Source organism: Streptomyces sp. NPDC005195 (assembly GCF_040608315.1).
Classification (GTDB): domain Bacteria; phylum Actinomycetota; class Actinomycetes; order Streptomycetales; family Streptomycetaceae; genus Streptomyces; species Streptomyces kaempferi.
The window spans coordinates 1-8,767 of record NZ_JBEXHZ010000098.1 but is presented as its reverse complement, the minus strand read 5'-3'; the positions used below and the strand labels follow the sequence as shown (position 1 = coordinate 8,767).

Sequence of the window (8,767 nt, the reverse complement as noted above, 5' to 3'; positions counted from 1 at the left end):
GGCACGTCTCCGTCGGATCCCCATCCGCCTGGACGATCGATAAAGTCTCTCGGACTTCTGATGATGGTGCGTCCAGTTGGCTCCCCATAAGGTCGGGGCATATCCACCCGCACCTTCCGAAAAGGCATTCCGTGAACACTGAACAACGTCTGCTCACCCCTTTCACCGCGCAGTCCACGGCCGCCGAAGTGATCGAGGGCATCGATCTCACCGGTCGGCGGGCGATCGTCACCGGCGGCGCGTCCGGCATCGGCACGGAGACCGTCAGGGCTCTGGCCGCGGCGGGAGCGGACGTCACGATCGCGACCCGTCGCCCGGAGGCTGCGGAACAGCTGGTCCGCCAACAGGCCGGTCTTCCGGGGGCCGGCTCCGTGCGGTTCGCGCGACTCGATCTGTCCGACCTGGTCTCGGTCAGGGCCTTCGCGGAGAGCTGGAGGGGGCCGCTCGACATAGTCGTGGCGAATGCCGGAATCATGGCCGTTCCCCGGAGAGAGGTCACTCCCCAGGGATGGGAGCTCCAGCTCGCCACGAACTTCCTCGGCCACTTCGCTCTCGTCACGGCCCTGCATGACGCGTTGACGGCGAGCGGCTCCGCTCGTGTCGTGGTCGTCAGCTCCGGCGCGCACCGTGACGCGCCCTTCGACTTCGGCGACCCTCACTTCGAACGGCGTCCGTACGACCCGTGGGCCGCCTACGGCCAGTCGAAATCCGCGGAGGTGCTCTTCGCCGTGGGAGCGCGCGGTTGGACCGGAGACGGCATCACGGTCAACGCACTCAATCCCGGATACATTCTCACCAACCTGCAGCGGCACCTCGACGACGACACCATGCGTGCGTTCGGAGTCATGGACGCCGAAGGCACCCTCACTCCGCTGCCCTACTACAAGAGCCCGGCTCAGGGCGCGGCGACATCCGTGCTGCTCGCGGCATCGCCGCTGCTCGACGGCGTGACCGGCCGCTACTTCGAGGACAACCAGGAAGCTCCGCTCGCGGCGGACGGCAGTACCGCTCCCGGTGGCGTGGCCGCCCACGCCCTCGACCCGAGGACGGCTGATCGTCTGTGGCAGTACGCGTCCGCCGCGCTTCAGCTCTGATGTGCGCGTCTGATGTCGGCGTCTGATGCGGGCGGAGTTCGCGGGGCTGGGCGCCGCGCCTGGCTCACCCCACTGCTCCGCGATGTCGGGTAAAGCCGTCCGCAGGCAATGCGGCCGCGGCGGGGCACGCGTCGCGTGGGCCCGCCGCGTCCGCGGTGGTGTTGCTCGGAGGTGGTTCCCGGCTCCTGGAGGTGGTTTCCGGCTCCTACTGGTAGGTCACGGTGATCGGGGCGTGGACGGTGTGCCGCGGAACGGTGACGGTCAGGGTCCTGGTGGCGGCGTCCCAGTGGTACGCGTCCGGGGACAGGTGTGCGCCCGCGGCGGTGACGCGGGTGGGCTTGCTCGCCCCCATGATCGAAAGGGTCCACTGACGGTGTGTGACCTGACCGCGGAAGGAGCCCTTCACCGCGCCGATCGACACCGTGTGGCGGCCGCCTGATTCGTTGTACCGGATCTCCGTCGTGGCGCTCCTGCCCCCGCCCGTGGCCGTCGCGTCGTCCTCGTAAAGGCGGGAGGACCCGGAGCCACCCGCGGCGACGGTGAGCGTGACGTCGGTCAGTGCGTTCCGGTCGTTGTGGGCGACGTCGTGCGTCCGGGTGGGCATGATGCCACCGGCCCTGATGAACACCGGCATGGTGCCCAGGTCGGTGGTGACGTCCTGGGTGGTCCCACCGGTGTACGTCCTGCCGGTGAAGTAGTCGGTCCACTGGCCGGGCGGGAACCACACCGAGGTCGTGGTGGAGGTCCCGGGGGTGGTGACGGGGGCGACGAGTACGTCGGAGCCGTAGAAGTACTCGCTGTCGGCGGTCGCGTACGCCTGCTTCTCCTCTGGGTACTCCAGGTAGGCGGGCCGGACGATCGGTACGCCGGTCCGGTTCGCCTCCTCGGCGAGCGTGTACGTGTACGGCACGAGGTTCTCGCGCAGGTTGAGGAATCTCTCCGCCGATTCCTTGGCCGTCGTGCCGTACTGCCAGGGGAGCCGGTCGCTGTGGTTGCTGTGCAGGCGGTCGACGGGCTGGAAGGTACCGAACTGCACCCAGCGTGCGTACAGGTCGTCGGGCAGCTTGTGCGTGGTGCGGGTCTGCCCGCCGACGGTGTACGACTCGGAGCCCGTCAGTCCGGTGGTGTCGTTGTGGCCACCGATGTCATGGGTGATGGCGGCCATCCCGGTCGCGGCCGACTCGCCCGGGGTGTAGCCCACTTCGAGTTTCAGCGTTCCCCAGGTGGAGGAGGTGTCGCCGGTGAAGTGCACCGTGGTGCGCTTGTCCGCCCAGGGACCGGTGGGCAGCGCCTGCTGACCGCTGTAGCCGCCGGCCTGAAGGGATCCGTAGGCGCGCGAGAGGACGAACCCGCGGCCGAGGGTCTTGGCCGTGGCGGTGGCGTACTGCTGGTTGATCCACGCGTCCGGAGTCACTCCGGGCAGCAAGGACTGCGCCGCGTCACAGCACCAGTCGAGCCACCAGAAGTCGTTGCCCTGCTGGTCCATGGTCCGGTGCAGGTCCATGTACGCCTTGAGCTGGTCGGGATCCGCGAAGTCGAAGACGTAGCAGTCGTGGGAGACGTCGGCGTCCGCGGCACAACCGCCCTTCCGCAGCTTGCCCTTGGCCGTCGCCATGGCCTGGGCGAACTGAGGATCCGAGGCCAGGATGCTCGGATGGACGTTGAGCGTGTTGTGCAGGCCCTGTGAGGCGGACCAGTCGAAGAAGCCCTTCGGGTCGGGGAACTTGGCGGTGTCGATTTCCCAACCGCTCCAGGAGTTCACGGCTTTGAAGTCGGTGTCCGTGACCAGAACGTCGAGCGGAACGCCCTCGGACCGGAACTTCGGCAGGATCGTGTTCTCGTAGTCCGCCGAGGTGCGGTCGATGTACTCCGAGTACCAGACGCCGTACGCCCAGGGAGGCAGCAGCGCGGGTGGCCCGGTGAGGGTGGCCAGATCGGTGAGCCCCCGCTTGTAGTCGTGGCCGTAGCCGAAGACGTAGCCGTCCTGATAGGGCTCACCACCGTGATCCGGACGCTGGGTGACCTTCTGCGAGGCGGTGTCGTACAGCGCCGACGCGGTGTCGTCCAGGAGGTACCAACCGTCCTGGCTGAGGAGCCCCGGGGTGGTCACGGGGGCGGCGCCGTTGCCGGTGACGCCGTCCAGGCCGCGACGGTATCCGCCGAGCGCCAGGTGCGGCGGCGGCGCGACGGATGTGGGCGCGGCCACGGAGACGGTGTCCGCGTTCACGTGGCAGCTCGCCGCGTCGGGGCAGCTCAGGGTGATGTCGTTGGCACCGGCCTTCAGGGTGACAGGCGCGGAGGCGCTCGCCCACGTGTCCCAGTTCTCCGTCGCCGGGAAGGACAGGGTCCCGCTGGACCCGGCTGCGGACACGGAGGCGGTCCGCGTCTCGTGCCGGCCGTCGGCACCCACACCGTTGGCGTAGCGGACCCGCAGGGTGTAGGTCCCGTCCGCCGGAACATCCACCACGTGGGTCGTGAGGCTCGCGTCCTGGGTGAGTTCGGCGACGAAACCGTTGCCGGCGTATCCCTTGTGGTCGGTAGCGCCGACCGCGGTACCGCCGATGCGTCCGGCCTCCGCCTCGCAGCTCACACCGAATCCGCAGTCCACGATCGCGGTGCTGGACGCGGGCGGGTACGCGTCGTCCGGCTGGACCAGGGCGACACTGTCGACGTTGACATCGCCCGAGTCCGACGCGGTGCGCGTCAGCGTCAATGTGTGCTGTCCCGCGCCGAGTTGGACACTCGCGGGGACGACGTCCCAGGTGTCCCAGTTCGCCGTCGCCGGCAGGCTCACCCTTTGCTGGGCGCCGCCGTCCACGGAGAGGGTCAGGGTACGGGTCTGGGCCTGACCGTCACCGCCGCGGGAGTTGGCGTACCTCAGGTCGAACTTGTAGGAGCCCGCGCTCTTGACATCGATGTCGGCGGAGAGTGAGCTGCCCGTGCCTTCGAATCCGGCGGCGAAGCCGCTCCCGCTGTAGCCCCGGTGATCGGACGCGACGGACACCCCGCTGGTCCGCAGGTTCTCGGCCTCGCACAGAGCCTGGAGCGCGCAGGTCAGATGGTGCCACGGGGTGGCGGTCACCGGGGTGCCGCCGGCCGTCAGCCGCACCGAGAGGTTCCGCGCGTCGAACTGCCCCGAGCCGATTCTGTACCGCAGGGCCATGGCACTCGTCCTGACCGTGAGCCAGCCGCCGGAGGTCCTGACGGTGTACGCGGTCGGGGTGAAAGCGTCGCGGCCGATCGCGTTGAACGTCGGAGCGTCGGTGAACTTCCCGTCACCGGCGTACTCGGTACGTATCAGCGTCGGCGAGAGGATCTGGAAGCGGGCGTCCCCTGCCGAAACGGTCGGTATCCGGAGGTGATCGTGCGATCCGCCCGCGGACGCCGGACCGGTACCGGTCACTGTCATGGCGGCTGTGGTGCACAGGACTACGGCAAGACCGGTCCACCCTCGCAGGGATCTCAGCCATCGCCTCGCTGACCGGGGTCTCATTTGCGGTTCCCTTCACACGTCGACCAGTTGGCACGTCCACCCCACGCCGGTCGCGCTCGGGGTCGTCGGAGATTTCCCAAGTCGCCCTGAGCGCACGGCCGTCGCGCGGTGTCCTCAAGGATGATTTACATCGTTGGAGAGAACATGCGCGATGAGGTCGTGCTCACGCCGGATGGCTTGGAACGGGTCCTCGGATCGGCCAACACCATGCAGATCATGGGCTGCTGACGGACTGACGGGTTGACGGGTTGGCGGACGTCGGGGCGCGATCCGTCGGCCCGTCCGCTTCGCCTGGCATCGCAGTCGCCGACGACCGTGAAGGCACCATCCGGGGCTTCCGGCAAGGCTGGGAGGAGGGGGCGCCGCCCGGTACGCCACATCCACCTGGCCGGCAGCGGTCGTCGTGCGGGCCGCCAGGGCCACGAGGGGGCCGCGCATGACGAGCGGGCCGCCGAATAATCCCGTGCCGTGCTGTCGGTGGAGGTGCAGACTCGCAGCATGGCGGAGATGCGGGCGTTCCGCGACGCGGTCGGTGTCTGGGCGACCGGCGGTCCCGGCGGACCGGCGGCCGATCTGGCCGTACGACTGGGGGTGCGGACGGCCGTACTGCTGGAAGGCCTGAGTGACCTCGCGGCCGTCGAGGCGCTGGCAGCCCGGCGTGGCCGGGACCTGGGCGCCGAGGGGGTGTGCGTCGTACCCATGGGCGGGGCGATGAGCATCGGCCGCTACGCCGGCCTCCTCGGACCGCCCGGCCTCGGCCTGCGCCTGGCGGGACTGTGCGACGAGGGCGAGCGGGGTTTCTACGAACGGGGCCTGGAGCGGGCTCGGGTGCCGTACCAGGGCTTCTACGTGTGTGTGACGGATCTGGAGGACGAACTCATCCGCGCGCTGGGCCCGGCAGCGGTCGAGGAGATCATCCGGGCCGAGGGCGACTTCCGTGCCTGGCGGACCTTTCTGCGCCAACCCGCACAGCACGGCCAGCCACGACAGCGGCAGTTGCGGCGCTTCCTCGGCACGAAGAGAGGCCGCAAGATCCGTTACGGCCGCCTCCTCGTCCAGGCCCTCGACCCCGAACACGTACCGAGCCCGCTCGATGACCTCCTCACCAACCTGTGAGTCCGTGGGTGAGGAAGGCTGTGGCGACGACAGTGCGTGAGGGCGCGGCGTCGGTGAGTGGAACGGGGGACGCCGTCCGGTCGGCTCAAGCCCGCACGCCGGTGCCGGTCCCGGCGTCCGGCCCGGCTCCGTCCCAGGGGAGAACACGACGCTCCCGTAGTACGGTCACGCACGACGGCGGGCGCGGAAAGAGGAACCCATGGACCAGAACCCAGGCGAAGCCGCACGCCTCGAGGACGCGGTGCTCACGCGCGCCGCACAGGCCGGTGAGGTCAGCGCCCTGGGGCTGCTGCTGGAACGGCACCGGGCGGGTATGCGCGCGGTCGCGTTGAGCATCCTCGGGCCGGGGCCCGACGTCGACGACGTGGTCCAGGACGCGGCCGTGACCGCGCTGCGCCGCGTGCGCGACGTCCGCGACCCGGCGGCCGTGGGCGCATGGCTACGGATGATCGTGCGCAACACCAGCCGATCCCTGGTGCGCTCCTCCGTTCCCTCCCAGCCGATCGACGATCTGCACGTACCGTCCACGGACACCGCTCCGGAACGGTGGCTGGAGCACCACACGATGCGCAACTGGATCTGGGAGGCCATGGAGGAGCTCTCTCCCACGCTGCTCCTGCCCCTGGTACTGCGGCACTTCAGCACCACCGTCACCTCCTACGAGCGGATAGCCGACGCCTGCGGGGTCCCGGTCGGTACCGTCCGCAGCCGGCTCAGCCAGGGCCGGGCCAAGCTCGCGACCGCCCTCGCCGCCACGGCGGACGCCCCGCACGGTGACACCGCACGGCGTGTCCGCGCCAGCCGTGCCGAGGCACACGAGACGCTGGCCGCCGCCGAGAGCGGACGCTTCGGAGCGCTGATGACGGAACGCTGGTCGCCCGAGATCACCCTGCTCAGGGGGAACGAGCCCGTGGGTGGCAGCGGCGTCCTGGCACGCGGCATGGACGGCGACCTCGAGGCCGGTGTACGCCAGCGCCTCGTGCATGCCGTGGCCGGCCGCTCCCTTGTCGTCTGGGAGATGGACCTCCTCAACCCCGCGGACGACCCCGGCCACTGCCCGCCCTCGGTGGCCTGGCTGATGACCCTGGACGACGTCGGCCGTCCGCACCGGCTCCGCCTCCTGCACCCCAGGCCGGTGCGGGCCCTCCAGTCACTCATACCGCTGTGACGGGCGTCACGCGCATCGGATCGAACTTCGTCCTCTCCCCCGCGTCCTGCCGGTGTCATCGACACCCATTGGACACGGAGATCCCATGACCACCTTCGAGGCCGACCCCCTGGCCGCGGGAACGCACACCGTCGAGATCGACGGAGTGGCGCAGCGTTATCACGTCCACGGCACGGGACCGGTGTGCGTCACGCACTCCGGCGGGCCGGGCATCGACTGGGAGTACCTGCGCATGCCCGCGCTGGAGGGCGACCTGACGATGGTGTACCCGGAGCCGATCGGGAGCGGGGACTCCGCCCGTCTGCCCTCCCACCCCCACGGCTACACCCGGGCCCGCTACAGCCGGTTCCTCGGCGCGCTGATCGAACACCTCGGCGTCCCCGAGGTGCACCTTCTGGGCCACTCCCACGGCGGCTTCGTCGCCCAGTACCACGCCCTGCACCACCCGGAGCGCGTCGTCGGCGTGATCCTGTACGAGAGCGCGCCACTGACCGGTCCCGATCACGTCGCCGAGGCCATGCGCCTGGTGCAGTCGTTCGCGGCGCGGCACGCCGACCATCCCGGACTCCCCGAGGTCCTGGCGGCTTTCCAGGCGATCCCCACCATCTCCGACGACGGACGGATGACCGCCGTCGCCAAAGGGCTGCTCCCCTCGTACTTCGCCGACTACTGGGGCCGGGAGGAGGAATTCGCCTCCTTCCGCGCCTCCGTGCGGGCCTCCCACATCTCCGGGCTGGACGAGAACCTCTCTCCCGACGTCATCGACGACCGTGCGGACCTCGGCTCGCTCACCGTGCCGGCTCTCGTCGTCGTCGGCCGGTACGACGTCATCTGCGGAGTGCGGTGGGCCGAGGAACTGCACCGTCTGATTCCCCGATCGGACCTGTTGATCCTGGAGAACAGCGGGCACTTCGGTCACCTCGAGGAACCGGAGGCCTTCGCGCGGGCGGTGACGCGATTCGTGACCGCCCCAGCGCCAAGCACGGCCTGACCTTCGTGTCGGGCACGCTCTTCGCGGACCTGGGTGGCTGTTGACGGCGAATGATGGCGAACCGCCTCGTCCCAGCGACCGACGGGCCGTGCCGGTGCCCGCGCGGTGCGCACCTGTCGAGGGTGCGCACCGCCCTTGGTAAACCGTGTGACCGTACGGACCGGACCGGACCGGACCGGACCGAACCGAATCGGATCGGGCTGGACCGAATCGGACCGGACCGGAGCACGGTCTCCTCGGGAAGAGAAGTTCGACGGTCGGCTCCGCCGATGTCGAGAATCCGTGGCCTGCTCCGTCCCAGCACCGAACGCGTCCACAATGGGTCGCACCAGCACCGAGGAGAACCACGATGGCCAAGTACCTCCTGCTCAAGCACTACCGTGGCGCCCCCGCCCCGGCCAACGACGTGCCCATGGACCAGTGGACGCCGGAGGAGATCTCGGCCCACATGCAGTACATGCGCGACTTCGCGGACCGTCTGGAAGGGACCGGCGAATTCGTCGACGGCCAGGCGCTGGCCCCCGAGGGCACCTTCGTCCGGTACGACGGTGAGGGGCGCCCGCCGGTCACCGACGGCCCCTTCGCCGAGACCAAGGACCTCATCGCCGGCTGGATGGTCATCGACGTCGACAGCTACGAGCGCGCCGTCGAGCTGGCAGGCGAACTGTCGGCCGCGCCCGGAGCGGGCGGCAAGCCGATCCACGAGTGGCTCGAACTCCGTCCGTTCCTGGGCGTGCACACCACCGTCACGGAGTGACTCTCAGGTGAACGAGGTTCTGCTCCGTAGCCTCACGCCGAGCGTGCTCGGGATTCTGGTCCGCCGCGGAGCGGACTTCGCGGCGGCCGAGGACGCCGTTCAGGACGCGCTGGTGGAGGCGGTCCGCGTCTGGCCGGCCGCCCCGCCC

Annotated in this window: 6 protein-coding genes and 1 pseudogene; 6 read left to right on the top strand and 1 reads right to left on the bottom strand. The window is 69.8% G+C overall.

Annotated features, from left to right (window positions below):
* Nucleotides 1–131 precede the first annotated feature (131 nt).
* Nucleotides 132–1,094: an SDR family NAD(P)-dependent oxidoreductase gene (locus tag ABZV34_RS35325; protein ID WP_356286088.1), complete on the top strand. Its 963-nt coding sequence runs from the start codon at nucleotides 132–134 to the stop codon at nucleotides 1,092–1,094.
* Between the two features lie 205 nt (nucleotides 1,095–1,299).
* Here the strand turns inward: ABZV34_RS35325 and ABZV34_RS35320 are convergent, their stop codons facing one another.
* Nucleotides 1,300–4,503 carry a TIM-barrel domain-containing protein gene (locus ABZV34_RS35320; protein WP_356286085.1) on the bottom strand — a complete coding sequence of 1,068 codons (3,204 nt, stop codon included), beginning with the start codon at nucleotides 4,501–4,503 and terminating at the stop codon, nucleotides 1,300–1,302.
* 582 nt (nucleotides 4,504–5,085) lie between these two features.
* On the opposite strand from ABZV34_RS35320, the gene ABZV34_RS35315 reads away from it, so the two are divergent.
* The 5 genes and pseudogenes from ABZV34_RS35315 to ABZV34_RS35295 form a co-directional block, all read left to right on the top strand.
* Nucleotides 5,086–5,703, top strand: a complete 618-nt coding sequence (locus ABZV34_RS35315; RefSeq protein ID WP_356286082.1) for a TOPRIM nucleotidyl transferase/hydrolase domain-containing protein — start codon at nucleotides 5,086–5,088, stop codon at nucleotides 5,701–5,703.
* A gap of 199 nt (nucleotides 5,704–5,902) precedes the next feature.
* Complete coding sequence (locus tag ABZV34_RS35310; RefSeq protein ID WP_356286079.1) at nucleotides 5,903–6,871, top strand: sigma-70 family RNA polymerase sigma factor; 969 nt, start codon at nucleotides 5,903–5,905, stop codon at nucleotides 6,869–6,871.
* Between the two features lie 85 nt (nucleotides 6,872–6,956).
* Nucleotides 6,957–7,862 carry an alpha/beta hydrolase gene (locus tag ABZV34_RS35305; RefSeq protein ID WP_356286076.1) on the top strand — a complete coding sequence of 302 codons (906 nt, stop codon included), beginning with the start codon at nucleotides 6,957–6,959 and terminating at the stop codon, nucleotides 7,860–7,862.
* Between the two features lie 349 nt (nucleotides 7,863–8,211).
* The gene (locus tag ABZV34_RS35300) at nucleotides 8,212–8,619 is read left to right on the top strand and encodes a YciI family protein (protein ID WP_356286073.1); all 408 of its coding nucleotides are present in this window, start codon (nucleotides 8,212–8,214) and stop codon (nucleotides 8,617–8,619) included.
* Between the two features lie 7 nt (nucleotides 8,620–8,626).
* Nucleotides 8,627–8,767: pseudogene (locus ABZV34_RS35295) on the top strand (RNA polymerase subunit sigma-24); the annotation flags it as partial.

Bases quoted from the DNA above. Each gene is read 5' to 3' on its own strand.
- ABZV34_RS35315 (WP_356286082.1), top strand. From the start codon at position 5,086: ATGGCGGAGATGCGGGCGTTCCGCGACGCGGTCGGTGTCTGGGCGACC.
- ABZV34_RS35300 (WP_356286073.1), top strand. From the start codon at position 8,212: ATGGCCAAGTACCTCCTGCTCAAGCACTACCGTGGCGCCCCCGCCCCG.
- ABZV34_RS35305 (WP_356286076.1), top strand. From the start codon at position 6,957: ATGACCACCTTCGAGGCCGACCCCCTGGCCGCGGGAACGCACACCGTC.
- ABZV34_RS35320 (WP_356286085.1), bottom strand. From the start codon at position 4,503: ATGACAGTGACCGGTACCGGTCCGGCGTCCGCGGGCGGATCGCACGAT.
- ABZV34_RS35310 (WP_356286079.1), top strand. From the start codon at position 5,903: ATGGACCAGAACCCAGGCGAAGCCGCACGCCTCGAGGACGCGGTGCTC.